Origin of the sequence: Bifidobacterium sp., assembly GCF_022640935.1 — a bacterium.
Taxonomy (GTDB): domain Bacteria; phylum Actinomycetota; class Actinomycetes; order Actinomycetales; family Bifidobacteriaceae; genus Bifidobacterium.
The window spans coordinates 1-26,189 of sequence record NZ_JALCCV010000028.1 but is presented as its reverse complement, the minus strand read 5'-3'; the positions used below and the strand labels follow the sequence as shown (position 1 = coordinate 26,189).

21 protein-coding genes are annotated in these 26,189 nt (G+C 61.8%); 19 read left to right on the top strand and 2 right to left on the bottom strand.

Translation table 11 applies throughout. The features are described from left to right. Nucleotides 1-16 precede the first annotated feature (16 nt). Both LKG04_RS07175 and LKG04_RS07170 read left to right on the top strand, forming a co-directional pair. Complete coding sequence (locus LKG04_RS07175; RefSeq protein WP_291760139.1) at nt 17-289, top strand: PTS sugar transporter subunit IIB; 273 nt, start codon at nt 17-19, stop codon at nt 287-289. A gap of 80 nt (nt 290-369) precedes the next feature. Further along, nucleotides 370-1,887: a PTS ascorbate transporter subunit IIC gene (locus LKG04_RS07170; RefSeq protein WP_291760137.1), complete on the top strand. Its 1,518-nt coding sequence runs from the start codon at nt 370-372 to the stop codon at nt 1,885-1,887. A gap of 584 nt (nt 1,888-2,471) precedes the next feature. Here LKG04_RS07170 and LKG04_RS07165 read toward each other — a convergent pair. Together LKG04_RS07165 and LKG04_RS07160 are read right to left on the bottom strand one after the other, a co-directional pair. Further along, nucleotides 2,472-3,740, bottom strand: a complete 1,269-nt coding sequence (locus tag LKG04_RS07165) for a histidine kinase (RefSeq protein ID WP_291760135.1) — start codon at nt 3,738-3,740, stop codon at nt 2,472-2,474. Between the two features lie 12 nt (nt 3,741-3,752). Next, on the bottom strand, nt 3,753-4,433 hold the full coding sequence (locus LKG04_RS07160) for a response regulator (protein WP_291760133.1): 681 nt from the start codon (nt 4,431-4,433) through the stop codon (nt 3,753-3,755). Nucleotides 4,434-4,668: 235 nt separating this feature from the next. On the opposite strand from LKG04_RS07160, the gene LKG04_RS07155 reads away from it, so the two are divergent. From LKG04_RS07155 to LKG04_RS07075, 17 genes are all read left to right on the top strand, one after another. Continuing rightward, nucleotides 4,669-5,247, top strand: coding sequence for a LemA family protein (locus LKG04_RS07155; RefSeq protein WP_291760130.1), 579 nt, complete (start codon nt 4,669-4,671; stop codon nt 5,245-5,247). Nucleotides 5,248-5,360: 113 nt separating this feature from the next. Beyond that, nucleotides 5,361-7,577 (top strand): DUF2207 domain-containing protein, encoded by a 2,217-nt coding sequence (locus tag LKG04_RS07150; RefSeq protein ID WP_291760127.1) that lies wholly within the window; start codon nt 5,361-5,363, stop codon nt 7,575-7,577. Nucleotides 7,578-7,660: 83 nt separating this feature from the next. Beyond that, nucleotides 7,661-8,524 (top strand): aldo/keto reductase, encoded by an 864-nt coding sequence (locus LKG04_RS07145; protein WP_291760124.1) that lies wholly within the window; start codon nt 7,661-7,663, stop codon nt 8,522-8,524. Between the two features lie 307 nt (nt 8,525-8,831). Next, nucleotides 8,832-9,905 (top strand): polyphenol oxidase family protein, encoded by a 1,074-nt coding sequence (locus tag LKG04_RS07140; protein ID WP_291760123.1) that lies wholly within the window; start codon nt 8,832-8,834, stop codon nt 9,903-9,905. A 304-nt stretch (nt 9,906-10,209) separates the two neighbouring features. Continuing rightward, nucleotides 10,210-10,890: a pyroglutamyl-peptidase I gene (locus LKG04_RS07135; protein WP_291760122.1), complete on the top strand. Its 681-nt coding sequence runs from the start codon at nt 10,210-10,212 to the stop codon at nt 10,888-10,890. Nucleotides 10,891-10,999: 109 nt separating this feature from the next. Then, nucleotides 11,000-12,505, top strand: coding sequence for a cell division protein (locus LKG04_RS07130; protein ID WP_291760120.1), 1,506 nt, complete (start codon nt 11,000-11,002; stop codon nt 12,503-12,505). A 246-nt stretch (nt 12,506-12,751) separates the two neighbouring features. After that, entirely contained in the window at nt 12,752-14,086 is a 1,335-nt protein-coding gene (locus LKG04_RS07125) for a C1 family peptidase (RefSeq protein WP_291760117.1), read from the top strand. A 383-nt stretch (nt 14,087-14,469) separates the two neighbouring features. Beyond that, nucleotides 14,470-15,600: a 3-deoxy-7-phosphoheptulonate synthase gene (locus LKG04_RS07120; protein WP_291760114.1), complete on the top strand. Its 1,131-nt coding sequence runs from the start codon at nt 14,470-14,472 to the stop codon at nt 15,598-15,600. Nucleotides 15,601-15,840: 240 nt separating this feature from the next. Next, nucleotides 15,841-17,040 (top strand): 3-deoxy-7-phosphoheptulonate synthase, encoded by a 1,200-nt coding sequence (locus LKG04_RS07115; RefSeq protein ID WP_291760111.1) that lies wholly within the window; start codon nt 15,841-15,843, stop codon nt 17,038-17,040. 70 nt (nt 17,041-17,110) lie between these two features. After that, entirely contained in the window at nt 17,111-17,824 is a 714-nt protein-coding gene (gene mtnN / locus LKG04_RS07110) for a 5'-methylthioadenosine/S-adenosylhomocysteine nucleosidase (RefSeq protein ID WP_291760278.1), read from the top strand. A 12-nt stretch (nt 17,825-17,836) separates the two neighbouring features. Then, nucleotides 17,837-19,117, top strand: a complete 1,281-nt coding sequence (locus tag LKG04_RS07105; RefSeq protein ID WP_291760108.1) for a sensor histidine kinase — start codon at nt 17,837-17,839, stop codon at nt 19,115-19,117. 100 nt (nt 19,118-19,217) lie between these two features. Then, a complete protein-coding gene (locus LKG04_RS07100) occupies nt 19,218-19,925 on the top strand; it encodes a response regulator transcription factor (protein ID WP_291760105.1) in 708 nt (235 codons plus the stop codon). Between the two features lie 218 nt (nt 19,926-20,143). Beyond that, complete coding sequence (gene pstS, locus LKG04_RS07095; RefSeq protein ID WP_291760102.1) at nt 20,144-21,268, top strand: phosphate ABC transporter substrate-binding protein PstS; 1,125 nt, start codon at nt 20,144-20,146, stop codon at nt 21,266-21,268. A 167-nt stretch (nt 21,269-21,435) separates the two neighbouring features. Further along, nucleotides 21,436-22,389, top strand: a complete 954-nt coding sequence (gene pstC, locus LKG04_RS07090; RefSeq protein ID WP_291760100.1) for a phosphate ABC transporter permease subunit PstC — start codon at nt 21,436-21,438, stop codon at nt 22,387-22,389. Beyond that, a complete protein-coding gene (pstA, locus tag LKG04_RS07085) occupies nt 22,389-23,378 on the top strand; it encodes a phosphate ABC transporter permease PstA (RefSeq protein ID WP_291760097.1) in 990 nt (329 codons plus the stop codon). Before pstC ends, pstA begins: the two co-directional genes overlap by 1 nt. Nucleotides 23,379-23,469: 91 nt before the next feature. Next, nucleotides 23,470-24,249 carry a phosphate ABC transporter ATP-binding protein PstB gene (gene pstB / locus LKG04_RS07080; protein WP_291760094.1) on the top strand — a complete coding sequence of 260 codons (780 nt, stop codon included), beginning with the start codon at nt 23,470-23,472 and terminating at the stop codon, nt 24,247-24,249. Between the two features lie 507 nt (nt 24,250-24,756). Further along, nucleotides 24,757-26,115: an NCS2 family permease gene (locus LKG04_RS07075; RefSeq protein WP_291760092.1), complete on the top strand. Its 1,359-nt coding sequence runs from the start codon at nt 24,757-24,759 to the stop codon at nt 26,113-26,115. Nucleotides 26,116-26,189: the final 74 nt, after the last annotated feature.

The window sequence follows — 26,189 nt, the reverse complement described above, 5'->3', positions numbered from 1 at the left end:
AGAGAATTGAGCAACTATGAACATCCTATGCGTATGCGGCAACGGCATCGGCACGTCGGTGCTGCTGAAGATCAATACCGAATCCGTTGCCTCGGATCTGGGCATGGACGTCACTGTCACGACATCCGATGCCGGCAGCGCCAAAGGCACCGCGAATATGAGCGACCTCGTGCTCACCTCCGCGGAATTGGCGCCAGAGCTTGAAGGCACCACCACCCCGGTCGAGGTCGTAGCCAATTTCATGGACACCGACGAAATCAAAACCATCCTGGAGAAGTACTCCGACTGACGCAGTCGCTGTGTCCTACGAGACCGATCCATATGCCGCGATGATGCGGCATAACCCCACAATTACAACACAAAGGAATCATGAATGTCTTCATGCTCGTGCTGAATTTCATCAGCAAAGAGATCTTGAACGTTCCCGCCTATCTCATTGGCATCGTCGCCGCAGTGGGCCTCATCGCCCTTAAGCGCAGCGCTGGCCAAGTCGTGTCGGGCGCGCTGAAAGCCGCCATGGGCTACCTGATCCTCGGTGCCGGCGCCACGGTCGTCACCGCCGCGCTCGCACCCTTCGGCGAGCTCGTGCTCAAGTCGACCGGCGCTCACGGCGTCGTGCCGACCAATGAGGTCATCGTCGGCCAGGCTTCCAGCCAATTCGGCTCGGCTTCGGCCTATATCATCGTGCTCAGCTTCATCATCATGCTGCTGGCCGCCAGATTCACGCCGCTCAAGTATGTGTTCCTCACCGGCCATCATATGGTGTTCATGTCGATGATGCTCGCCATCGTGCTGTCCTTCGGCCTGAAGGACCAGTGGCTCGTCGTGCTGCTCGGCTCGGTGCTCATGGGCGTCATCATGGTCGTGATGCCGGCCTTCGCACAGCCGTTCATGAACCGCGTGACCGGCAGCGACAAGCTCTCGATCGGCCACTTCAACACGCTGGGCTACATTGTTTCCGGCGCGGTCGGCGCCGCCGCCGGCAAGAAGTCGAAGTCCACCGAGGACATCAACTTCCCCAAGGGCCTGAGCTTCCTGCGCGACTCCATGGTCTCTACCACACTGCTCATGGTCATTTTGTACTTGGTCTTCTCCGTCTGGGGCGCGATTGTGCTGCCGGCCGAGACGGCGTTCAAGATCTTCGCGTCCAACCCGGACAACTATGGCTCCTTCTTCATGGCCGCGTTCGCGCAGGCCTTGCAGTTCGGCATCGGCGTAAGCATCATCCTCTACGGCGTGCGCATCATCTTGGGCGAGCTCGTCCCGGCCTTCCAAGGCATCGCGAACAAAGTCGTGCCTGGTGCCAAGCCTGCGCTCGACATCCCGATCGTATTCCCCTATGGCGCGAATGCATCCCTGATCGGCTTCCTTTCCAGCTTCGTCGGCGGATTGGTGGCATTGGGCATTATCGCGGTATGGCTCGGGCCGGTGTGGGGCGTTGCGTTGATCCTGCCCGGCATGGTGCCGCACTTCTTCGATGGCGGCGGTGCCGGCGTGTTCGGCAATGCGACCGGCGGCCGTGTCGGCGCCATCGCGGGAGCGTTCATCAACGGCATGCTCATCACTTTCCTGCCGGCGGCTTTGATGACCGTCATGGGCAGCTTCGGCCTGTCCAATTCGACCTTCGGCGATGCGGACTTCGGCTGGTATGGCATTGTCGTCGGCAATCTGGTGCATCTGGGTCCGGTGGGCGGCGCCATCGTGCTGTTCGTCTTCGCCGTCATCCTCTTTGCTGTGGCCTGGGTTTGGCAGGTCAAGGTAGTGAACAAGGGTTGGCTGCCCGGCGTCAAGCACGCCGAGTTCATCGAACAGGTCAAGGCTGAGGAAAAGGCCGCCAAAGCTGCTGCAAGAGCTGCCAAGGCTGCAAAGACCGCGGACCGAGCCTGAGCTAGGCGTTCATCTCACATAACGCAGGCAATGCCGGGCACACCGAACTGTGCCCGGCATTGCTGTATGCATTGTCCGCAATCTTTATGCTCTAGGCATACGGATGCCGTAAGTGACACCGCTCCGACTGCGACACGCCGATCGCGAGGCAAAATCTGCAGTTTCCTGCAGATGATATTGCAGATTGATCAGCGAAGGGAACAATTAGGCAATTGTCGAATGTGTTGGAGGGAAGACTCATGGGCAAGAGCATGGATGCGGGGACATCGCATGGACTCATACGGCGGGCGTGCACTGTTGCAGTCTGCAGGGTTGTCGCGATGTCGTTATGCGCCGCATTGATGCCTGTGCCGGCTTTCGCCGATCAGATCGCTACCGGTTATCAGGCTGTCGATCCGCGGGCCAGGAAATGCCAGCCATGGATGGCGTGGCTATGCAACATACTTGGTGCCGGCGTTGATCCCGTTGCGGGCGCCTAGATATTGAAATCGCCGGTCGTTGAGATGCTTTCCTGCCGAAAGATGCAGATGAACGGCATCCTTGCCTGTGCGGCGGCTAGCGCAACTATGCAGTTGTCTGTTTGATTATGGCCTTGCCCGCCCAGGTTCGGGTGCACGGCCGTGCGCGTTCGCCAGCTCTGCCGTATTGCTCCACGGGATCCTCGCGCTCAGCGTCCAGCTGCTTTCGCCTTCTTCGACATTCCAGCTGCCGCCTATGGAGGTGATAGTGGCGTGGTAAGTTGCCATGCCGGTTCCCGTTCCTGCCGCGGCCTGCGCAGGAGAGGTCATGGCGCCGAGTGGCGTGTCTGAAAGGCCGATCTCGCAATCGTCGTCATTCGCCCCGATCGTCATTGTGTAACCACCGGCTGGAGCGGCATGCTGCGCGATGTTGCCGAAGAGCTCCTTGACAAGTGCCTCGATGAGCAGTGAGCGAATTTGCGTCGCATTCGGCATGGGCGTAGGCATGAGCACAGTTCCCTGGAAGCCGAGCGAATCCAGGATCTCCTGCTGCTCGTCGATGAGCTGGGTGAGCCGGGCATTGAGATCGGAGGAAGGAAGAAGGCCGTCGTGATTCATCCAATCGATCTGCGGATATTCCACTCCGTCGCTGCGCAGGGTGAGAATCGCCTGACGTGTCTGCGCCAGTGCATTGACCGCATTCTCGCGTACCAGCCGCAGCGTTTCGGCCGGATTATGCCGCGAACTGCCGCCTTGCACCAAATCCACGAGCATGATGATGTTGTTCATGTCATTGGTCGTGTAATCATGCAGGCGCTGCGCAATAAGCGCATTATGGCGAAGAAGCAGATTCTGCTGCTCTTGGGCTCGATGCCGTCCATTGACATTCGTCAGGATGCCAATGCCATAGGAGATGAAGATGAACACGGCAAATGAGACGATGCCGCCGTTCCCCATGTCGGAATCAAATCCTATCGTCAGTCCAAACCCGAGAACCACTATCAGCAACAGACTGAGTACGCCACCGAGCGCCATATTCAAGAATCCCTGCGTTGCCACGGCCACCAGCGCGTTGATCAGCATAGTAGCCGGAGTGGGATTCGGGGTGAGCGAATCAAGAAGAACCGATACCACGATAAGCCAAGCGCCGTAGGCGGGTCGCGCCACGAAGGCAACGATCGCCGCAATGCGTGCTGCCAGCAGCAGCAGGTCGAACGCATCGAATGGACTGACGATCAAAGAATATGCGCTTTCGAAAAGCGTGAATCCGCCTAGAATCGCTGCGAGCAGTGAAATATAGGGATGGGCGAAATGCCGGGACAGTCTGGCGATCCATGTGGGCTGTGACAGCTGCAACAGCTTCGGCGCGCGCGGCATATGCGGCATATGTGTCATGCGATGCCTGCCCTAGACGATATGCAGTTCGCGGCAGCGGTCGAGCGCATCGTACCAAGTGCCCGAGCGGAATTTGTTCTTGATGTTGCGCCGGTGTGAGAAGACGGTGTCTACGGAGATATTCAGCTCGGTGGCGATTTCCCTGGTGCTTTTGCGCGTCAGGCTCAATGTGATGATCTGTTGTTCGGTGTTGGTCAGATGCATACGCAGCGGATCGGTGCCGAAGGCCGCCGGCGGGTCTTCGTACACGGCGGCGAAACCGGAGCCCTGGGGGAATGGCCGGCCTTGGGAGACGGCGTCGATCGCCTCGGCGAGCGTCGATTTCAGCGTGCTTTTGTCCAGCAGGGCCTGCGCGCCGGCCGCCTGCATATCCTTGATATACAGTTCAGGCTGATACGAGGTGATGCCGATGACGCCGGTTCCCGGCGCATGCTTGCGGATCTCCTTGGTCACCTGCGAACCAGTCAGCCCGTTGAGCGCCATGTCGATAAACATGATATCCGTCGCCTTCGCGCCGAAGCGGCATTCCTGAATACCCTTGGCCGAGTTGTCGCTCGACCAGACGTCGAACTTGCGGCCGCCGAGATTGTTGAGGCGAACCAGCATCGAAACGATGCATTCCAGCGCGAGGCAGTCATTGTCGAGCACGCCTATGCGCAGTTCACGCCGCCTGGGTTCGTCCGGAATCGTCATGCCGCCCAGTGTATCGCGTCAATGCAACGAGCCGGGTGGCGTGCTCGTCAAGTGCGATCACGGCAAGCAACAAGGCAGCCGCCAGCGGCGTGCATGAGCGTAGCCAGCAGGAAGGCTGTAATGCAGGCCGGGCAACGAGAGGAACGGCAGCGAGCCTGGTCAACGCATCGTGATCGGCCGTCCAATCCGTACCTCTTGCGAGAATAGAGGGACGAATACACGTAAAGGAGCGAATATGAGCATCGGTTGGATTATCCTCATCATTGTCATTGTGCTGATCGTCGGCTTGGTGCTTTGGGGCGTCGGCGCGTACAACGGGCTGATAGCCTTGCGCAACCGGGTCAGCAACGGCTGGGCGCAGATCGATGTGCAGCTCAAGCAGCGCTCGGATCTGATCCCCAATCTCGTGGAGACGGTCAAGGGCTACGCTACGCATGAGTCCGAGGTCTTCACCCAAGTGACGCAAGCCCGCGCCAGGGCCATGGCGGTGGCCGTCGATCCCAATGCCACGACCGCCGACCGCGCCGACGCGGAGAATGCGCTCTCGCGCACGCTGATCAATCTGCAGGCGACCGCCGAGGCCTATCCGCAGCTGCAGGCCAACCAGAACTTCATGGACTTGCAAGGCCAGCTGAGCGCGCTCGAACAAAAGATCGCCTATGCGCGCCAGTTCTACAACGACGTTGTGCTCAAGTACAACACCACGATCGAGACGGTGCCGAGCAACGTCATCGCCTCAATGTTCCGTTTCACGCAGGCGCAGTACTTCCAGGCCGACGAAACCGCGCGGCAGGTGCCTCAGGTCAAGTTCTGAACGCGGCGAGCCGGGTGGGAAGGACGTTGCCATACCAGGGTTGCTGGACGCAGGAAGACGAATCGTCCGAGGGCTGCCAGCGCCATGCTACAGGATTGCCGAGGTAGGATTTCATGACAGCGAAACAGGCAGTGCGCGCCATGCTCATGGCGCTGGGGGCCGCCGCGGTCAGCGTGCTGGCGCTGCTCGGGATATTCCTCGTGAACGGCGATTCGCCAGATCAGAGCTACCGCAGCTTGGATTACCAGGTCACGGTGCTCAAGAACGGCGACCTGAAGATCACGCAGCGCATCGATATGAAGCTGCGGGATCGCGACGGGGACCGGCCATGGCGCCAGCTCTACCAGCAGTACACGCTCAAGGATTCGAACCTGACGAACATCGCGGGCGTCTCCGTAAAGAACCTGACCACGGGGGAAAGCTACAACAAGATCGACCCGCAATCGCCTGAAGGCGTAGACGAATCAACGTGGAACGCGAAATACGCCAGGAGCTGGTACATCGCCGACGTGACGGACGGCGACGGCGATCCACAGCCCTACGTGCCCGACAGCTCCGAAGGCGACGCTGCCGCAAACTCGGGCCGAACTGTGGAGATCGGCTGGAACATCCCTTACACCACGGAGGCGAACAGCCTGAAATTCGAAGTGTCCATGACCTTCGAAGGCGTGTCGACCGCCTACCGCGATGTGACGAAATTCCAGTGGGAGCCGTTCGGCGGGAGCAATCAGATCCCGATCGGCATCGTGACTGGCACGGTGCGCTTCCCCGATGGTGTGAATGCGGATAACTCGTGGGCGTGGCTCCATTTCTCGGGCGCTTCGACGACCTCGCGGGACAATGACGGCACGCTGCATTTCACGGCGCATGACGTGCGCAACGGTCAGCACCTCGACCTGGTTTCGATGTTCGACGCCAACCAGTCGCAAGGTGTCGTAAGAACCAGCCCGGATGTGGCGAAAGAGGCGACCATCCGCGACGAGACTCGGCAGGAGACGCAATGGCGGCGTGAGCAGCAGAGCCGCGCCCGCCTGCTGCTCGCGCTCGTGCTCGGCCTGTGCATCGCGGCGCTGCTGCTGATCATCGGCGGCGTCATCGCTTCCGTCCGCAGCAACCGGCAGGCGCAATACCACGGCGATATCGAATATTGGCGCGATCCGCCGGATATGAGCCCGGCCAGCGCCGCCCGCATGCTTTCGGTCGTGCAGAAGGTCTCGGCCAGCGTGCTGACGTCGAGGCAGATGGCGTCCACGGTGCTGTCGCTGGCTTCGAAAAAGGCCATCGCTATCTACCCCGGCGCGTCGAGCAACTATCGCGGCATCGACATGAGCCGCGCAGCGGCAACACAGCTTTCTGCGATGTTCCAAAGTGGCGAGAAGCCGTCCGGGCGCTTGAACGATACCAGCACTATCGTGATTATGCCGGTGAGCGCAAGCGATCCCGCTTCGCTGCGGCTGAGCGCGAGCGAAAACGCGGCGCTGCGTCTGCTCGAGGCCGCTTCCGAACGAGTCGGCTCCCCGGTGTTCGATCTGCATGAGATGAAAACCGCATGCAAAGGATGGGAGAGCGGGTACAAGGTCCAGAACCGCTATACGACCAGCGTCAACAACGAGTTCGCCGGGCTTGGAGCGACCAGCCATTCCGGCGGCTTGGCCAAAGGACTGGGAGTAGTGGCGGTGCTCGCCGGATTCGCGAACCTTATCGGGCTCTCGACAAACGGCCAGCTGGCATTGGGCCTGATCTCCGGCGGTCTGATCCTGTTCGGCGGATTCTTCGTGATCTTCAGCTCCAAAAGCACCGCTTTGACGAGCAAAGGCCAGGGTCTGGCCGGCCAGGTGCTTGGCCTGAGACGCTATCTCGAGCATTTCAGCGATTTCACCGACCGCGGCCCTGCCGACTTGGTGCTGTGGGACCGCTATCTCGTCTATGCCGCCGCATTCGGCATCTCCAAACTGGCGGTCAAGGAACTCGCTGCGGCATACCCGGAGCTGAGTGACCCACAATGGCTGGATGCCAACGCCGGCGGATCGCTGCTTTACTGGCAGTATCGCCCGTTCTTCTGGGGTGCGATGGCAGGCCAGATGGTCGGCAGCGGCGCCGGGATGAATGCGGGCGGCGGCTTCACCGGTTTCGATCCCGGAGTGCTCAGCGCCAACGTGGGCGATATCGGCGCGCAGCTCACCGCGAGCTTCGCCGACTTGGGCCGTACCATCCAAGCTGCCCGGCCATCGTCATCCGGCGGATCGTTCTCCTCGGGCGGATCGTTCTCCTCCGGCGGCTTCGGCGGCTCGGGGGGCGGTTCGGGCGGCGGCTCCTTCGGCGGGAGGTGATTGCGCCTTACGCGCAACGCACCCGGCTTACACTGGGTCCCATACCCATCGTCATTTGGAAATCCACTGGAAGAAGGAACATCATGGTGCTGCATCGCAATCTGGGACCCTATGACACGACCGCGATCGGCTTGGGCGAGATGCCGCTGACGCTGGAGAACAACCTCGGCGAAGCCAAAGGGCTGGAGACGATCCACGCTGCGTTGGATGCCGGCTGCCGCCATATCGACACCGCGTGGGCCTACTACTGCTCGGGCGGCGAGGAGCAGACTGGCGAAAAGCTCGTGCGCAAGGCGCTCGAAACCTGGGATGGCCCGCGCGACGAGGTCAGCGTCGCCACCAAGGTAGGGCACTTCCGTAACTTCACGGACGGCAAGCCGACTTGGGACGTCGACGGCAGGCCGGAGACCCTGATCCGCAACGGCAAGCTCTCGGCCCAGGCGCTCGGCGTCGATTCGATCGATCTGCTGTACATGCATCGTCCGGACCCCAAGGTGCCGTACAACGAGTCCATCGAAGCCATCAAGCAGCTGCTCGACGAGGGCGTCGCCCAATATGCCGGCATCTCCAATACGTCGATCGAGCTGATCGACATTGCACGAGCCATCCTCGGCGACCGTCTCATTGCGGTGCAGAACCAGTATTCGCCGGTCCATACCGACACGCAGGACACGCTGGATTACACAGCCAAAGTCGGCCTCGCCTTCGTCTGCTGGAGTCCGTTGGGAGGCTACCGCAAAGCCAAGGATGAGAGCCGGTTCGAGTCTTTCCGCGCACTGGCCAAGTCGCATGGCGTCAGCTACCAGCAGGTCGTGCTGGCATGGGAGCTGGCCAAGGGCGACCACGTCTTCGTCATCCCGGGTGCGCACCGCCCCGAAACGATCCTCGACAGCCTCAAAGCCGGCGATCTGAAGCTCACGCCCGAGGAGCTCGCCACCCTCGATTGAACGCGTTGGTGCGGGTGTTGTGATGTCTGTCCACGTTGAAACACCATAAAGCCTGCATAAAATTCAAATCGCTGCGGAAGTCGTGACGCTGCCGAGGCTCGGCAGCGCTTTTCGACCGTAGTACGAGGCCGCCGTATAAAACGCAACGTGATCAGGCTCTGAAACGTTGCGTTTTATACGGCGCACCCCACGCCGGCGTACATAAGCGACCCCTTCGGGACAATTAGGCAGGAAGTCGGGGCGGAGGGCTATTCGCGCATAGCACAGCGAAGCGCGGTGATCTCGGCTTCATACCATGATTGGTATCATGACTGATTCCTCTTCCGCCACGCACGGCAGCCCGCAATTCGATGATGCGATTCTCGACAGCAGCGCGATGTCGCCGACCGACAGCGCGGGCAATCCGATCCCGGTCACCATCCCGATCGATCTTGCGCCTGGCGTCAAGGTCGTGTACACCACGCGGCTGGGCGGTGTGAGCGAAGGCGATTGGGGCAATTGCAATTACGGCGGCAAAGGCGGGGAGGCCCCAGAGCTGGTCGAGGCCAATCGCGTCGCCTTGGCCAAGGAGCTGCACGCCGATCTCTCCTTGGTAAGTCAGACTCATTCCGGAATCGCCGTCGATATGGACGAGCACGTCGAGCGCAATGCAGCCTTCGGCATCGATGTGTCGGGAACGGTTGCATCATATGACGGCACGGGCAGGCGCAACGTTTCGCTCGATCAATACGGTTCGGGCGTGCGGCCGGCCGCCACGGCGCTGGGCGCCGACGCGCAGGTCACCACCCGCACGGGCCTTGCCCTTGGCATGTTCGCCGCGGATTGCATGCCTGTGCTTTTCGCCGACCCCGAGCATGGCGTCATCGGCGCCGCGCATTGCGGCCGGGGCGGTCTGCTGAACGGCGTTATCGGCTCATGCGTGCGGCTGATGGTGAGCAAGGGTGCCCAACCGCAGCACATCGTGGCGACGCTTGGCCCGCGGATCTGTGCGGATTGCTATGAGGTCGGCGGCGAGATCGCCGACGATTTCGACGCACATTTCCCGGGCAGCTATTCATTGACGCGTTTTTCAGGACCAGGCGTCGATCTCGCCGCTGCGGCGCTGCAAGAGCTAGCCGCTGCCGGCATTCCGCGCGACAACATCATCGACTCCCGGCCGCGAGTGGCCGCCGCGACTGAGTATTTGCGCGAAGACGAAGAACTGATCGGGCTGTGCTTGCGCGATGACGAGGATTCCCCGCGGCTGAGCGAGCGCATCGCCAAGCTGCGCCACCCCATGTGCACTTTCGAGAATCCGCTGTGGTATTCGCACCGCCGCAGCTCCCGGGCGAACAAGGCGCATGAAGGACGCATGCTCGGCCTGATTGTGCTGAGCCGTTAGACGGGCGGCACTGGGCGCGCCGTACGCAGCCGTCGGTCGGCCCGCGCCTGCCGGTATCCGATCGGCTTGGCGGGCAACTGGCCGGACGTGTTGCCTCAAAATTCGACGACTGATGCGACTCGTTCGCCGGCGAGCATGACATGGCGATGCCGGCCTTGCCGCACGCTGCGCCTGGCTCCGGCGTTTTTCGAGATGCTCTAGGCAGGAGCTCGTTGAACGATCGAGCCTGGCTTACGTTGCGCCAAGCGGCTTTCACGCGTCCGTGAGTTCTCGATAGAGACGCCAAACGCTAGACTGGATTTTCATGGAACATATCAGCATGGTGATTTCCGGATTCGGCCCTTACGAGGGCGTTGACGTCAACCCTGCGTACGAAGTGCCTGAAACGCTTGCCGAGAAAGGGCTGCATGCCGAGAGCGGGGACTATGACGACCCGCTGCGCGATGTGGACGTGTCCATAACGGCTGTCCGGCTTCCCATAAGTTTCTCGAATGCCTGGCCGTCGTTGCTCGCGACCATCGAGGCGAGCAGGCCCGATATCGTCATCGCCACCGGGCTCAAGCGGGCGGCGCGCGGCATTCTGCTGGAGCGCTGCGCGACCAATGTCATGGACGCCAGCCGCCCGGACGCCGACAACGCCTTGCCCAGCCGCGAGCCGATCGATGCGCAGGGCCCTGCAGCGTATTGGACGAGGCTGCCGCTGCGTTCGATTCTCGCTGATTTCACCAAGCATGATATTCCCGCCACGTTGAGCTCCGACGCCGGCACCTTTGTATGCAATTCGCTGTTCTACAGCCTGCTGCATTGGACGGCGTCGCAGCAGCGCACGTTGGCGGGCTTCGTCAATTTCCCGATGGTCACGCAGTCCCAACGCGCGCAGCGCGGCCTGTCAATGGACCAGCAGGTCGCCGCCGGGCAAGATGTGATCCGCGAAGCCATCCGCTATTACCGCCAGCCGTCGTCCAGCGATATCCTGCTGGCCTGAGGATTAGGTGGATTCGGCGAGTCTGTGGCGCGTCCGCGGATTCTTGCGTTAGAGTTCAATCGGGTGTGAGTTTTCGGCACATATCGTGCCGGGTGCGAAAGGAAACAATATGGTGGAGGGCTTCCAAACCGTCCTGCGTGGATACGATAAGGATCAGGTAGATGAGGCGTTCGCGCAGTCCCGTGAAACGCTGGGCCGTCTGCGTGAGCAGGTGAAAGCCAGCGATGACACGATTCTGCAGCTGCAGGCTCAGCTGCAGGAGGAGAAGAACAACGCCAAGAAGGCCTCGCAGGGCAATTCCTTCGCTTCGTTGGGGGCCAACGCCCAGCAGATGCTGGCTTCCGCGGAGCAGACCAGCAGCGAACTGCTCGAGCGGGCCAAACAAGATGCCGCAGCCACGCGGGCCAGCGCGCAGGCGCAGGCGCAGACCCTGCTCAATAACGCGAAACTCGACGCGCGGCGCATGCTCGACGATGCCGAGGCGAAATCCGAGGCAAGCGTCGGCAAGGCGAAGAGCGAGGCTGAGACCTTGAGCAAAGCGGCCAAGGATGACGCAGCCCAGCTCACGTCGCAAACGGCCAAAACCGTGGCCGAGCAGCGTGACGCTCTGGAGATCGAACTTAGCAATGCGCGCGAGGAGCATAACAAGCGGCTCGCGTCCGAGCGGGCGACGCAGGAGCGCGAGATCGCCGATATGAAAGCGCAGGCGACCGCAGAGGTCGCCCAGCAGCGCAAGACGGCGAACGAGGAGATCTCACGGCTCAAGAGCGAGGCGAATGATCAGATCGAAAGTGCGCTCGCCGAGGCGAACAAAAAGCTCGCCGAGGTGCGCGAGCAGGTGTCGCACATGATGACCGAGGCCAGGCGGCAGGCCGGGGAGATCACGGATTCCGCGAACGCCAAAGCTCGTGAGATCGTGGACGAGGCCGAGGTGCAGCGCACGCAGACGATCGGCAAGGTGAACGCCGAGACCGAGCAGATTCGCAACGATATCACGGCCCAGCAGGACGAGGCGACCGCCAAGGTCAACGAGCTGCTCGACCACTTGGAGCAGCGCCGCGCCGAGGCCAAGCAGGAGGCGGACGAGCTCATCGGGCAGGCGAGGGATGCCCGTGAACAGGCTGATGCCTATGCGGCGGCCAAACGACAGGAAGCCGACGCCGAGGCGGCATCGATTCTCGCCAAGGCGGGTCAGGATGCTGACCGTCAGATCGAGGAGCGCCGTGCGGCCGCCCAATCCGAGCTCGACGGGCTTTCAAGGCATATCAAGGAATTGCAGGAGCGCGAATCCGGGATCACGCAACGGGTGAGCGAACTTCGTTCGCTGTTCGCGAACGCGTTCTCCGGATTCGATTTCGTTCCTGTGCAAGGTCCCAAGAACGCCGACATGCCGGTGGTGAATGAGATCGCGGCTGACGATGCCGAGGACACGCCCGAAATCGAGCAGGGCGCTGACGCCGATGATTCCCAAGCGCAAGATTTCGCCGCGGATGGCGAAGCGGACACGGATAGTGGGGCTGCCGAGGATGTTCCGGCTTCTGGTGGCGAAGATTTACAACCGTCTGCTGATAGGGAAAATGGACCGGAAGCTGCCGAGCGGAATGGGGAGGAGTAGCAGACTGGGTTCAGGGAACGCAGACGCGTTCTGCATGGATCGGCCGGCGTGACGAACGAGTCGGCCGGGCTGGTCGACAGCCGTGTACGAGGTGTTTACATGGGCTGTGATTACACTGATACAGGATCATCCGTCCGGCTTCCGACGCAGCTGTGCGTTCGGGGCCGCAACCATGGTCGATTCAGTGCGGGAGCTGCCGGTTGAGCCGTGCGCAGCACTGATGCGACTATCAGCAGAAGGAGCAATATGACTGACATCACGCCATTGAGCGCTGATCGGCTCGAAAGGTTGCGCGAAGGCTTCGAGGCCTCGCCCACCAACCGTCTGGCTATGAACGCCGTGACGACTTCGGGCATCGACAAGGTGGCCCGCAACTATGATCGTTCGCGCCTGTTGCAGCGTCATTTTTCGGTGACGGTCGACAACGGCGAGGTCACGAACCAGAATCATTCAGGGCGTTGCTGGCTGTTCAGCTCGCTCAATGCGGCGCGGTTCATCGCGAAGAAGTCGATGGATCTCGACCAGTTCGAGCTGTCGCAGAATTATGCGATGTATTACGACAAGCTGGAACGCATCAATTACTTCCTGAAGGACGTGGCAGCACTGGTGCGTGCGGGCGAGCCTTCCGATTCCCAGCTGATGCTGCATCTGCTCGCTGATGTGATGGGCGACGGCGGCCAGTGGACGATGGCCATGAACATCTACAAGAAATACGGCGCCGTGCCCAAGCCGATCTTCCCGGAGACGCAGTCGTCGGCGAACACCGCTCGGATGAACAATAAGCTGCGTTCCATGCTGCACACCCAGGTCGCGCGCATGTACGCCGATCCTTCTCGTATCGACGGGATCGTGGACGAGGGCATCGACGCCGGGCATCGCATGCTGACGATTCACTTGGGCGAGCCGCCGAAGAGCTTTGATTGGGAGTGGACCGACAAGGACGGCACGTTCCACAGGGACGGCGAGATCACGCCGGTCGATTTCTGGAACAAGTACATCAACGCCGGATTCGAGGACTATGTCTGCCTGGTCGACGATCCGCGCGCCGAGCATCCGAAGGGCAAGAAGATCGGCATCGAGCACCTGGGCAATGTCGTCGGCGGCGATCCGACCGAATATCTCAATGTCCCCAACCAGTTCATGAAGGATTGCGCGCGCAAGATCATGACAGAACAGGGCATTCCTGTGTGGTTCGGCGCGGATTGCGGGCCGATGATGGATCGGGACAACGGTGCCTGGGCGACCGACCTGTTCGAGTACGGCAGCGTCTACGGCTTCGATTTTGATCTCGACAAGGAGCAGCGTGTGCGTTTCGGCGATTCCGCGATGAACCATGCGATGGCTTTCTGCGGCGTCGACGTGGCTGATGACGGCACGACGACCCGCCGTTGGCGCGTCGAGAACTCGTGGGGCGACAAAATCGCTGACAAGGGCTATTTCACCATGAGCGACGATTGGTTCAGCGAGTATGTCTATGAGATCGCCGTCCCCAAGTCGATGCTCCCCGAAGAATACCTTCAGGCCCTATCCGAGTCCGCCCAAATGCTCCCCGCTTGGGATCCAATGGGCGCATTGGCTTAAGGGGAACAGCCCGATGGGCTGTTCCCGGCCAATACGCGCCGGAGAGCGGCTTATGCCGTTCTCCGGTATTTCGTGTGGGTTGGGGGAAGTGGTTTTTTTATTGTTGATCCGGTTTTGGGCGCATTGGCTTAAGGGGAACAGCCCGGCTGAACCGTAAAGCAGGCAGCGCGGCATGCTGTCTGTAGGTGAAGTGAGCGGCCGCTAAGGCTGCCAGGTGCCGTTAGGGCTTCAGGGGCAGAAGTCCGGGGGCTGTTCCCGGCATCTGCTTGCCGCAATCCCGCCATGCAACCGCCTGTTGCGCATATGTGGGTGTCTCCCATATACTGCTGAGGTTCGTTATCGACGTGGCGATGAGATGTATGGCGGCAAGGAGAGGCAGGGCGATGGCAGGTCTTCGCGGCCCGGACAGTTCCGAGGACGCACGGCGTTTCGACGCCCGTGCGGTCTTCCCCGAAACGGTGGATGTGAACATTCGCCAGCTCGACCCGATCCCCGCTCCGCGCGCATTCCTGAAAGAGCTGCCGCTGAGCGATACGATGAGCGACCTGGTACTTTCCTCGCGCCAAGCGATCCGCGATGTGCTGCATGGGCGTGACGACCGGCTGCTGGTGATCGTCGGCCCGTGCTCGATTCACGATCCCAAGGCGGCGCATGACTATGCCGCACGGCTTGCGAAGGTGAACGGCGAGCTGCATGATCGGCTCCTTGTCGTGATGCGCGTCTACTTCGAAAAGCCGCGCACGACCATCGGCTGGAAAGGCCTGATCAACGACCCGGATCTTGACGGGCGGTTCAACATCCGCAAAGGCATGTGGCTCGCGCGCAAAGTGCTGACCGACGTGCTGGCTCTTGGGCTTCCCACGGCGACCGAATGGCTCGATCCGATCACGCCGCAGTACCTATGCGATTTGATCAGTTGGGGCGCGATCGGGGCGCGCAACACCGAGAGCCAGGTCCATCGTGAGTTAGCGAGCGGTCTGTCGATGCCGATCGGCTTCAAGAACTCCACCGACGGCTCGGTCACGGCGGCGGCCGATTCGTGCTATGTGGCATCCTGCGAGCATCATTTCCTGTCCATCAATCTTGACGGGCGTGTAATCGCGGCGGAGACCAAGGGCAATCCCGATTGCCATCTGGTGTTGCGCGGCTCGAGTCACGGGCCGAATTACGATGCGCGATCCGTGGCTGGCGCCATGGCGGCGCTCAAGGCTTCGAAGGCCGCAGGGCCGAGCGAGCATGGTCTCGTCATCGATGCCGCACACGGCAACTGTGGCAAGGACGAGACACGCGAGGCACAGGTCGTGGAGCATATCGCGTCCCGCATCGCTGCCGGCGAACCGGGCATATCAGGCGTCATGATGGAAAGCTTTCTCGTCGGCGGGCATCAGCAGCCGGCTCCGTTGAGCCAGCTGGTCTACGGGCAGTCGGTCACCGATGCCTGCGTGCCGTGGAATCGGACCGAGGAGCTGCTGCGCACCTTGGCCGATGCGGTGGCTTCGCGTCGGGCCTTGTGATTCGCGCTGCTCGGACGCTGCTCGGAGTGGCTCGAGAGTAGTGCGAATCAAACGGACAGGTCATGTTCGCCTTATTAAGGCTTTGACCGTTGGGATTCCGCCATTTAGGCGAGCAAAACCTATCATGGTGCCTGTTCGTTTCGTTCGCGCTGTTCGGAGTGGCTCGAGGGCGGTGTGGGCCGTTTCTCGTTCATACATGGCTTTATCCTTGTCAGCAGTATTGAAATCAAGGAGAATGCGATGCAGTCTGACCCGACGTCTCAGCCGTTGAATACTCCTGAGGAGTTGCGCGCCATCCGCACTGCGCTGCAGGAAGGCAAAAACCCGCTGATCGTCACGAATGTGCCGCGCTGGGAGGATGAGGCCGGCGTCAGCCGGATCATCAACCGCCGTGTGCTCGAGCTCGAGCCGCTGCCCACACCGGCGCAAGTGCTCAGCGAACTGTCGATGCCGCCGAGCGCCCAGGACTTGGTCGCCTCGTCGCGCGACGAGATCCGGGCATGCCTGTACGGCCAAGATGACCGGCTGCTGGTGATCGTCGGGCCGTGCTCGGTGCATGATCCGGCGGCGGCGCTTGATTACGCGCGCAGACTGTCGGCGCTTGCCCGTGAATTGTCCGGCGAGCTGCTCATCGTCATGCGCGTCTACTTTGAAAAGCCGCGTACCACCGTGGGCTGGAAAGGCCTGATCAACGACCCGGATATTGACGGCAGCCATCAGATCCGCAAAGGATTGCTGCTGGCGCGCAAGACGCTGCTCGGCGTGCTGAACGAGGGTCTGCCTGCCGCCACGGAGTTCCTGGAGCCCACGTCGCCGCAGTATCTCGCTGATGCGGTGAGCTGGGGGGCGATCGGTGCGCGCAATACTGAATCGCAGATACACCGCCAATTGGCCAGCGGTCTGTCGATGCCGGTCGGTTTCAAGAATGCCACGGACGGATCGGTTGACGCGGCGGTCAACGGCTGCTTCGCCGCAGCGCAGTGTCATACGTTTTTCGGCGTGGACCATCTGGGCCGCGCTTGCGCCGTCGAGACGCTGGGCAATCCGGATTGCCATGTCGTGCTTCGCGGTTCGAGTCACGGGCCGAATTACGACGCCGATTCGGTCGCTCAGGCCATGCGCGACATTCGCAAGACGATGCCTGCTGACAGCGCTGCTGCGCAAGGGCTGATCATCGATTGCGCGCATGGCAATTGCGGCAAGGACGAGCATCGTGAGGCACAGGTGGCGCGTAATATCGCGGCACGAATCGCTTCCGGCGAGCGCGGCATCGTCGGCGTGATGATGGAAAGCTTCATCGAAGGCGGCAACCAGCCTGCCGCGCCGCTGAAGAGCCTGGTGTACGGCAAGTCGATCACCGACCGCTGCATCTCTTGGAATGACACGCAGGAGCTGCTGCGCGGACTCGCCCGAGCAGTCGGTGAACGTAGATGGCGGTGAACGTGCCACCGGTTGGGGCAGGCTGGACACTATGGGCGGAAACCACAGGGCAGGAGAGGGCGCCAAAGCTATGAAAACGATCGTCATCATCGGGGCGCTTGAGGAGGAGATTGCGCATATCGCAGCCTCGCTCAGCAACCTACGGCACGAGAAGGGGGCGAGTTTGAATGTCGCGTACGGCATGCTCGAATCCGCAGCAACTGATGGGTGGTCTGGGTCCGGCGGACCTATTGCCGTGGCCGCGACCGTAGGCGGCATGGGTCTGGTGAACGCGGCGGCGACCGCGCAGCGCCTGATCGACGTCTATCAGCCTGATGGGATCATCTTCTCGGGCATCGCCGGGAGCCTGAATAAGTCGTTGCACATCAACGACGTTGTGTTGGGCGGGACCTTGCGCTACTTGGACAGCGACATGCGCCTCATCGCCCAATGGAAGCCGCAGACCGAGGAGTTCCACAGCGATCCGAAGCTGCTTGCGATAGCGCAACAGGCGCTCGACGAGCTGGGCATCGCGCATATCACAGGTACTATCGCATCGGGCAACTACTTCGTCGACACGCCCGAGAAAATCGCACAGGTCGTTGCGCAGACCGGCGCCGACGCCGTCGAAATGGAGGGCGCGGCCGTGGTTCATGTCGCCGCGCGCAACGACGTGCCCGCGCTGGTCGTCCGGGCGCTGAGCGATAACGCGGACACGGATTATGAGGTGTTCAAGGAGTTCGACATCAGCGAGTTCGCCGATACCGCCGCCCGCCTCGCCATCACTATCGCCAAGCGGCTGTGACAGGTAGACGCCATGGTCGGTTTCACTTCTGCGCAGCTCGTGGTCCTCATCGCGCTGATCGCCATCATCGTGGCGATCGCGCTCGCATGGCTCGTTTCCTCCTTGCGGTCCCGAAATGACTCGCCTGATGCCGCACTGCCTTGGGGCGTGATGCAAGGCCTGTCTGCGGACGAGCCGATCAGCCCCCATGTCGTCCGGCGGCTGATCGAGACGATGCCCGACGCGCTCATCGTGTGCAGCGCGCAAGGGCTGGTCAGCTATGTAAGCCCCGGGGCGGCCAAGCTGGGACTGGTCGAACACAGCCGTCTGATGCAGTCCGAACTCATGGACTTGCTCGCGCAGGTGGCGTCCGATGGCTCGTTGCGCGAGCGGGAGATCGCAGCAGGCCTCGGCGGGCAGGATATGCATGTGCGTGTGCGCATCGGGGCCATCGACGATGATTCGTACGCGGTGTTTCTCGACGATGTCAGCGAGCAGCGGCATTTCGAAGCGGTGCGTCGCGATTTCGTCACGAACGTCTCCCATGAGCTCAAAACTCCGTCCGGGGCCATTGCCTTGCTCGCGGAAACGATCGGCGACGCGGCGGACGACCCTGAGGCGGTGCGCTATTTCGCCGGGAGAATCACGAAGGAATCGGAACGGCTCACCCAGCTTGTGCGCCATCTTATCGACCTGCAGCGTGTGCAGGACATCAGCGCCATGCAGGCCACGCAGCGGGTAGATGCGCTCGCGGCCGTACGCGAGGCGGTCGCCCTGAACGCCACGGCGGCGCAGGCGAGGGATATCGTCGTGCGTCTCGCCGTGGACCGTCGGTTGGTGCCGTTGGCGGTCGTGGCTGACACGCGGCCGGACGATCCGAACGCAGCCTCGGACGATCCGCATGGCGACACGCGCTATGACGTGCTGGCCGATCGCGAGTCGCTGACGACGGCCGTCAGGAATCTCGTCGAGAACGCGATCCGCTATTCGCCGGAGCATGGGGCTGTCGCTGTGTCGATTGACCGCGCTGGGGACAAGGTGCGCATCTGCGTCGTCGACCAAGGCCTCGGCATCCCCAAGGAGTCGCAGGGGCGCATATTCGAGCGTTTCTATCGCGTCGACGCCGCCCGTTCGCGCGCCACAGGAGGCTCGGGGCTGGGCCTTTCGATCGCCAAGCATGGCGTCGAAGAGCACGGCGGCACGCTGCGCGTGTGGTCTCATGAAGGCATCGGCTCGACTTTCACGATCGAGATGCCGTCGGCATCTGCTGGTAATGACGATCCTGCGTCGGGCGAAGCTGAGGCCATGGCTTGATCGGCTGCGCCAATCGGATATGGGTCCGATTGGCCGAATCGTCCAGCGTACCTGTATAACTGCTTGTGGAATGGTCCGCCACTCACGGAAGGCATCAGGCATGACGCGAATTCTTATCGTCGAAGATGAGGAATCCTATCGGGAGCCGCTCGTCTACCAGCTCACGCGGGAAGGCTACGCGGTGAGCGCAGCGGCTACCGGGGAGGATGGTTTGGCGCTGTTTACCCGCGGTGGCATCGATCTGGTGCTGCTCGACCTCATGCTGCCCGGCATCGATGGCGTCGAGCTGTGCCGACGCATCCGCGAGCAGAGCCACATCCCGATCATCATGCTGACGGCGAAAAGTGCAGAGATCGACAAGGTGGTCGGACTGGAGATCGGCGCTGACGACTATGTCACCAAGCCATATTCCTTCCGCGAGCTGCTGGCGCGCATCCGCGCCGTGCTGCGGCGCAACCAAGTCGTGGAAACGGCTGCGGGAGCTGCCGATGATACGGTGATGCTCACCTGTGGCGGCATCGCGATGGACGTGGGCCAGCACGAAGTCAGCGTGCGCGGAGAACAGATGTTCTTTCCGCTCAAAGAATTCGAATTGCTTGAATACCTCTTGCAGAACAAGGGCCGGGTCATGACGCGCCACCAGCTCATCGACCGCGTGTGGGGCTCGGATTACGTCGGCGACACGAAAACGCTCGACGTGCATGTCAAGCGCATCCGCGGCAAGATCGAGGAGAATCCGGCGCGCCCGGAATACCTGACGACAGTGCGCGGGCTGGGCTACAAGATCGATAGTCCATCGCAGCATTGATATGCATGCAGGTACGGGACGTCGCGCAGCTGGGCGTGCAACCCCATCGCTTCCCAACTGTTCATCTGCTGTTCACCTAGTTCGGCCACGGGCGCGCGCGAGTCGCCTTACGCTGGAATCGTCATGAAAAACCGTGCGAATCGGATGACGGCGTGGCAACACGAAGGCGGTTCGCGCACGTTGGCGGCATGTGCCGCCGTTTGATGAGGGAAAAAGAAATGCGAAAGAATGCACTCACCCGTATCGTGGCCGTAGGATGCGGCCTGACTGTGATGGCTGCGCTTGCGGCTTGCGGCGACAACACCGGCAACTCTGGTGCAGGCAGCTCGTCCAACGCTTCGACGAGCACGATCTCTGGCTCGTTCCAAGGCGCCGGCTCCTCCGCGCAGGAATCCGCAGTTGAAGCCTGGATCGCCAGCTACCAGAAGACGAACCCCGACGCCAATATTGCCTACAACCCCACCGGTTCCGGTGCGGGCGTCGCTACGTTCTTGACTGGCGCGACCGCTTGGGCCGGATCCGATGCCGCGCTGAGCGCCGACGAAGTCAAGCAGTCCTCGAGCGTATGCGCCGCAGGCACCGCCTTCGACATCCCGGTCTACATCTCCCCGATCGCCATCGTCTTCAACCTCAAGGGCATCTCGGGTCAGGGCAAGCATCTGAACCTGGACGGCCCGACGATCGCGAAGATCTTCGACGGCAAGATCACCAAGTGGAATGACCCGGCCATCGCGAGCCAGAACGCGGACGTCCAGCTGCCGGACACGGCGATCACCGTCGTGCACCGCTCCGACAAGTCCGGCACCACCAAGAACTTCCTGAGCTATGTCAAGGATGTCGCGGGCAGCGACTGGAGCTACGAAGTCGGCGAGAATTGGCCCAATCAGGTCGGCCAGGCCGCCAAGGGCACCGACGGCGTGATCAGCAACGTCTCGCAGGCCGACGGCACCATCGGCTACGCCGATGCATCCAAGGCCGGCGATCTGGGCACTGCCGCCGTCAAGGTCGGCGACGATTATGTGCCGTATTCGGCCGAAGCCGCGGCGAAGGTCGTCGACGCCTCGCCGCTCGACAGCACCGCCACGCAAGCCAACCGCGTGGTCGTCAAGCTCGACCACACCACCACCGAGGCCGGGGCCTACCCGGTCGTGCTGGTCTCCTACGACATTGCATGCCCGGCTTATAAGGACGCCAAGACGGCTCAGTTCGTCAAGTCCTGGCTCACCTATGTCGTGAGCGCCGACGGCCAGCAGGTCGCCGCCGATGCCGCTGGCTCCGCTCCGCTGAGCGATTCCATGCGCCAGAAGGTGACCGCCTCCATTGACGCCATCGCCACCAAGTAGGCGCGGGACCAAACCCGAAGCTGATCGATAATACAACGCGCATCCGTCGAGAGGCACGGCAGGCGTCCGACATTGCTACAGTAGGACATGAACCGCGCCGGGCGCAGCATCGTGGTGCTGGGCCCATGGCGGGTGCGCATATCGATGCGGAGAAGTAAGGAGAACCGTTGAGTTCGCACAACGGCGGCATCAAGCCGCATGGCGACGGAAGAGTCGCCGACCAGGTCTTCAAGGCCGTCGTCTATACCTGCGGCATCCTGATCCTCGTCGCGCTCGCTGCCGTGACACTGTTCCTGCTGTTTCGCGCCTGGCCGCTGATCGGGGGGGATCAGAAGGCGAACGCCGCGACCATCGAGTCGTTCACCGGCGGCACCGCTCACAACTTCTGGCAGTATGTAGGCCCGCTGGTCTTCGGCACCGTGCTCGTCGCGGCGCTCGCGCTGGCGATCGCCTTCTTCATCGCCGTCGGCATCGCCTTGTTCATCTCGCAGTACGCGCCCAAAGGCGTGGCCACGGCGCTCAACTATGTCGTCGATCTGCTCGCCGCGATTCCTTCGGTCATCTACGGTCTGTGGGGTGGCATCGTGCTGGTGCCGGCGATCAGGCCCTTCTGGAACTGGGTCGCGACCTATCTGGGCTGGATCCCGATCTTCGCCGGGCCGGCCGCCAATCCTTCGCGCACCGTTGCCTCGGTCGCCGTGGTGCTCGCCGTCATGATCCTGCCGATCATCACCTCGATGTCGCGCGATATTTTCGTGCAGACCCCGCGGTTGCAGCAGGAGGCGGCCCTTGCGCTTGGCGCCACGAAGTGGGAGATGATCAAGCTCGCGGTGCTGCCCTTCGGCAGATCGGGCATCGTGTCCGCGTCGATGCTGGGCTTGGGCCGCGCGCTTGGCGAGACGATGGCCGTGCTCATGATTCTCTCGCCAGGATTCACCTACTCGATCAAGATCCTGCAGGCCTCGAAAAACCAGACCATCGCGGCTAATATCGCCGCGCAATACCCTGAGGCGAACCCGCTGGGCGTGTCGGCATTGATCGGCACCGGCCTGGTTCTGTTCGTGATCACCTTCGCCGTCAATTACATTGCGCGCATGATTACAAGGAAGGTGAATGCCTGATGGCAGCAGCCCAATCGCAGCCGGGCGAAACCGCTCCGGCCATCGACTTCGACAAGTTCAAGCCGACGCGTTCCGCGCTCGCCGCCCGCAAGCGCAAGGATCTCTTCATGCGCCTGCTGATCTCCGCAGCCTTCCTCGTCGCGCTCGCGCCGCTCGTCTCGGTGCTGTGGATCGCCGTCGCCAACGGCGTCAAGCGGCTCAACCTCAATTTCCTCTCATATAACATGACCGGCGTGATCGGCGGCAACCCGACGCCTTCGGGCGGTTACGGCGGCATTCTGCACGCGATCATCGGCACGCTTGAGGTCACTGGCGGGGCTATGGTCATCTCGGTGCCCATCGGCATCCTGTGCGCGGTCTACCTGATCGAATACGCGCACAACGGCGGGCTTTCCAAGGCCATCGGGCTGCTCGTCGACGTGATGAGCGGCATACCATCCATCGTGGCCGGCCTGTTCGCCTACTCGATGTTCACGATCGCCTTCGGTCCGGGTACAATCAACGGTTTCGAAGGCTCGGTGGCGCTGTCGCTGCTCATGATCCCGACTGTCGTCAAGGCGAGCGAGGAGATGCTCAAAGTCGTTCCCGCCGATCTGCGCGAGGCTTCATATGCGCTCGGCGTCACCAAGCAGCGCACGATCACCAAGATCGTGCTGCGCACTGCGCTGCCGGGCATCGTCTCAGGCGTGATTCTGGCCGTCGCCCGTGTGATTGGCGAAACCGCGCCGCTGCTGATGACCGCCGGATTCATCTCGTCGACGAATCTCAATCTCTTCTCCGGCCAGATGACGACCTTGCCTGTCTACGTCTATCAGGAGTACAGCAAGGTTTCAGCCAACTGCCCTGCCTCGGCCGGGCCGAACTGCGTCACCAGCATCCCGGTGGAGCGGGCGTGGGCCGCCGCGCTGACCCTGATCCTCGTCGTGCTGGTGCTCAACCTGCTCGGCAGGCTGATCGCCAGGATCTTCGCCGTCCAGACGGAACGGTGAACCTCTCATGCAGCCGAATTCAGACTTGGTATTCAGCCATTCAGGCGCCACAGCAGCGCTATGATCGCAAAGCGTACGAAAAGGAACATTCATGGGACAACGCATTGATGTCAAGAACCTCAACATCTACTACGGCGACTTCCTGGCCGTCGAGGACGTCAATCTCGCCATCCAACCCAACAAGGTCACCGCGTTCATCGGGCCATCCGGCTGCGGCAAATCGACTGTGCTGCGCACGCTCGACCGCATGCACGAGATCATCCCCGGCGCGCACGTCAAAGGCGAGGTGAAGCTCGAAGGCCGCGATCTGTACGCCAAGGACGTCGACCCGGTCGAGGTGCGGCGCGACATCGGCATGGTTTTCCAGCGTGCGAACCCCTTCCCGACCATGTCGATCAAGGAGAACGTGCTGGCCGGCGTCAGGCTCAACAACCGCAAGATCAGCAAGTCGGACGCCGACGATCTGGTGGAATGGGCGCTGCGCGGCGCGAACCTGTGGAACGAGGTCAAGGATCGCCTCGGCAACCCCGGCGTAGGGCTTTCCGGCGGCCAGCAGCAGCGCCTGTGCATCGCGCGCGCCGTGGCCGTGCACCCGCAGGTGTTGCTCATGGACGAGCCGTGCTCCGCGCTCGACCCGATTTCGACCCTGGCCGTGGAAGACCTGATTAACGAGCTCAAGAACGACTACACGATCGTGATCGTGACCCACAACATGCAGCAGGCCGCCCGCATCGCGGACTACACGGCCTTCTTCAATCTCAAGGCCGTGGGCCAGCCTGGGCACCTTACTTATTTCGCCGACACCACCACGATGTTCAACAACCCGCAAAACGAAGAAGCCGAGCGCTATATCTCCGGTAGATTCGGGTGATAGCGAAACTGTCAGAACGGTCAAGGGGCGGGGCAACGATGCTATTGCTGCAGCGTTGCCCCGCCCTTCGCGATGCCTAGCCGGCTCGCCCAATCAGCGGACGCCGCTTACGCGTCGGCAGGCGGCGCCCAGTGACGCGAGCTCGTGCGTCGCGCGCTGCTGCAGACCGACGATGCCTCGCATCGTCCTTCGCGGCCTTGACGGCCGCTCGCCTCGTCTACGGGCTGACGGCGCAAAAAAGCACGCCGTTCTTCGACCCCTTGGCGGCCTCTCGTCACCTACAGACAGCACACCGTGCTGTCTGCTTTACGGGTTCAGCAGGACTGCCCGCTTAACGGCTCGGCACAGGGCCGTCTGTCGGCCGCTTCATGGGAAAGCTCTGGCAGTTGCATGTAATAAATCTGACTCCTCCCGGTGCTATGGTCTCTTCTGTTCGCTTCGAGCGGACGAGTCGCAGTAACCTCGGCACGGATCAGCCGTGCGCAAACCAAGGAGCAGAGAGCAGCAATGGAACATTTCTTCCATTTGAAGGAGAACGGCACCACGGTCTCCACTGAGATCGTGGCTGGCCTTACCACGTTCTTCGCGATGTCTTACATCATCATCGTCAACCCGCAGATCCTGAGCAAGACAGGCATGCCTTGGGGCGGCGTATTCCTGGCGACCATCATCGCCGCAGTTATCGGCACCCTCGTCATGGGCCTGTTCGCCAATGTCCCGTATGCGCAGGCTGCAGGCATGGGCCTCAACGCCTTCTTCACGTACACGGTCTGCCTCGGATTGAAATTCTCCTGGCAGGAGACCATGTGCATGGTGTTCCTGTGCGGCCTGATCAACATCATCATCACCGTCACCAAGATCCGCAAGATGATCATCGAAGCCATCCCCGAACCGCTGCAGCATGCGATCGGCGGCGGCATCGGCCTGTTCATCGCCTACGTCGGCATGCTCAATGTCGGCTTCATCAACTTCAAATCCGGCGTTCCTTCGCTTTCGACGATGAACCAGCCGGTGCTGTGGCTCTTCCTCATCGGCCTGTTGCTCGCCATCGTGCTCAACGTACTGGGCATCAAGGGCGCGATGCTCATCTCCATCGCGGCGACTGCCATCATCGGCATCCCCATGGGATTGACCACGACGGCCAACATGCAGTCCTTCAGCCAGACCTTCTCCGAGCTGCCGCAGACCTTCGGCGCGATCTTCACTTCGAAGGGCTTCCCCGCGCTGTTCGCCGACCCGGCCAGGCTTCCGCTCGTCATCGTGACGATCTTCGCGTTCTCGATGTCCGATACCTTCGACACGCTCGGCACCTTCATCGGCACCGGCCGCCGCACGGGCATCTTCTCCGAGGCTGACGAGAAGGCGCTGGAGAACGGCTCCGGCTTCAGCTCCAAGATGGACAAGGCGCTCTTCTCCGACTCCATCGCGACTTCGATCGGCGCGATCTTCGGCACCTCGAACACCACGACGTACGTCGAGTCCGCTGCGGGCATCGGAGCGGGTGGCCGCACCGGCCTGACCTCCGTGGTCGTTGCCGCCTGCTTCGTGCTGTCTATCTTCTTCGCCCCGATTATCTCCGCGGTTCCTGCGGCGGCGACCGCAGGCGTACTGGTCGTGGTCGGCTGCATGATGGCCGCCAGCCTCAAGGAGATCAAGTGGGACGAGCTCTCCGAGGCGGTTCCGGCATTCTTCGCCGCCGTGTTCATGGCGTTCTCCTACTCCATCTCCTACGGCATCGCCGGCGGGTTCATCATGTACTGCATCATCATGGTCTGCAAGAAGAAGGCCAAGGAGGTCCATCCGATCATCTGGATCGTCTCCGCCCTCTTCATCATCGACTTCGCCACGATGGCCATACTCGCCTGATACGGCAGTAGGCTGCAGCAAGTCTGCAAACACAATTATCGGTTGTGCCTCCCCGCGATTCCATTCGCGGGGAG